This window comes from Belliella kenyensis, from assembly GCF_022549675.1.
Lineage (GTDB): Bacteria > Bacteroidota > Bacteroidia > Cytophagales > Cyclobacteriaceae > Belliella > Belliella kenyensis.
The window spans coordinates 1-1,729 of sequence record NZ_JAKZGR010000045.1 but is presented as its reverse complement, the minus strand read 5'-3'; the positions used below and the strand labels follow the sequence as shown (position 1 = coordinate 1,729).

Sequence of the window (1,729 nt, the reverse complement as noted above, 5' to 3'; positions counted from 1 at the left end):
CTCGACTTTGGCTATTTACTAGTTTGTAGAAAAAAAAGAGTCTCAATTTGGAATTGTGGCTCTTTTTTTAGACTTTTATATCTAGTTATATGACTAGATATGGGATATCCAACTAAAATTCAGCTCATAAAGAGAGCGAAAAGTGAGCAATGGTACATCAATTTTCCCGCAGCAGTGGCTCAGGCTATTGAATTTGAACAGGGAGAAATAGTCGAGTGGATTATTGATGATCACCAGAGACTAGTACTTCAGCGAAGTGAGAAGGCTACCGAAGGCCTTAAAAAAAAACTGCCCAACAAAACCTGAAAGAGGTTTTTGAATCTATCTTTTCTCAATGTAAAGGAGCCTTTAAGCAATCTCGTACCTGGAAAAGAGCCTTTGGTCTTGCCGAAGGTGTTTTGGGTTGTGTAGGAAGGAGTACCGTTACAGGTATGATATCTGCTACCGGGCAGCATTTCAAAGACTGGTCGGCAGCCTATCGGCTTTTTCAAGGCGACAGGATGGATACAAGCAAGCTTTTTTCGGTGATCAGGAAGACAGTAGCGGATGCCATTTCGGCAGACGAAAGGGAGATTTATGCCCATATGGATGATACTCTGTTGAGAAAAAGGGGTAAAAAAGTATCTGGAGCAAAATGGATGAGAGACCCCCTTGGCCCTCCTTTCCAGACCAATCTTGTATGGGGTCAGCGGTTTATTGAGGTATCTCTCTCCTTGTGTTCCAAAATGGATAAAGTTCAGGCAACCACAATACCTGTGGACCTTCAGCACTGCCCCTCTGTCTCCAAACCCAAAAAAGACAGTCTCCAAGAAGAACACGACCTGTACAGGGAAGCGCAGAAAAAAATGAAACTCAGCGTAATCGGAGCTCAGAGAATTTCTGAACTGAGAAAGGATCTTGACAAAGACGGACATAAGGACAAGACGTTGGTTGTTAGCGTTGATGGCAGCTATACCAATGAAGCTGTTCTTAAAAAGCTAGATGAAAATGTCGTTCTAATTGGTAGAATACGTAAGGACTGCAAGCTCCACGAATCACCTGAAATCTCCCAAAGCAAAGGAAGAAAACTTGTTTATGGAAAACAATTACCAACCCCCGAGCAGATCCGCCAGTCAGATGAATATGAATGGAAAGAAGTCAAAGCGTGGGCTGCAGGGAAGGTTCACACTTTTAATGTCAAAACAGTTGAGCAGGTGAGATGGAGAAAGTCAGGACCAATGAATTTAAGACTGATTATCATAAGGCCAGTAAGTTATCGACTTACAAAAAAATCAAGGCTCCTTTACAGGGATCCAGCATACCTAATATGTACATCTACAGAACTATCGCTTGAAAAAATCCTTCAGGCATATCTATGGCGCTGGGGCATAGAAGTGAATTTCAGAGATCAGAAGACATTGATGGGATGTGGTCAGGCCCAGGTGAGAAAAGAAAAACCCTGTAGCAAAGTACCTCAATTTATTACTGCTGTTTATTCGATGTTACTCTTATCTGCGTCAATAGCCAAAATAACTGAATTACCACGTCCTAAATGGTATAAGAAAAAGAAAAATCAGAGGTTAACAACCCAAGACTTTATCAACCAATTTAGAGCAATAAACTGGTCTGATTCAGTCAAAATCAATTTCTCCGACTTCGTGAACATGGAGCAAAAACAACGAAGTGCTAAAAATTACCCAGTTCATACTCTATCAAGCCTATTCTATAATAGAAATTAGCCAAACTTAAG

Annotated in this window: 2 protein-coding genes; both read left to right on the top strand. The window is 41.1% G+C overall.

The features are described from left to right. Window positions 1-99: 99 nt before the first annotated feature. On the top strand, window positions 100-306 hold the full coding sequence (locus MM214_RS18855; RefSeq protein ID WP_241297731.1) for a hypothetical protein: 207 nt from the start codon (window positions 100-102) through the stop codon (window positions 304-306). Beyond that, window positions 303-1,718 (top strand): IS701 family transposase, encoded by a 1,416-nt coding sequence (locus MM214_RS18850; RefSeq protein WP_262916673.1) that lies wholly within the window; start codon window positions 303-305, stop codon window positions 1,716-1,718. Before MM214_RS18855 ends, MM214_RS18850 begins: the two co-directional genes overlap by 4 nt. Window positions 1,719-1,729: the final 11 nt, after the last annotated feature.

Excerpts from the sequence above, each read along its gene's own strand:
- MM214_RS18855 (WP_241297731.1), top strand. The coding sequence starts at position 100 with ATGGGATATCCAACTAAAATTCAGCTCATAAAGAGAGCGAAAAGTGAG.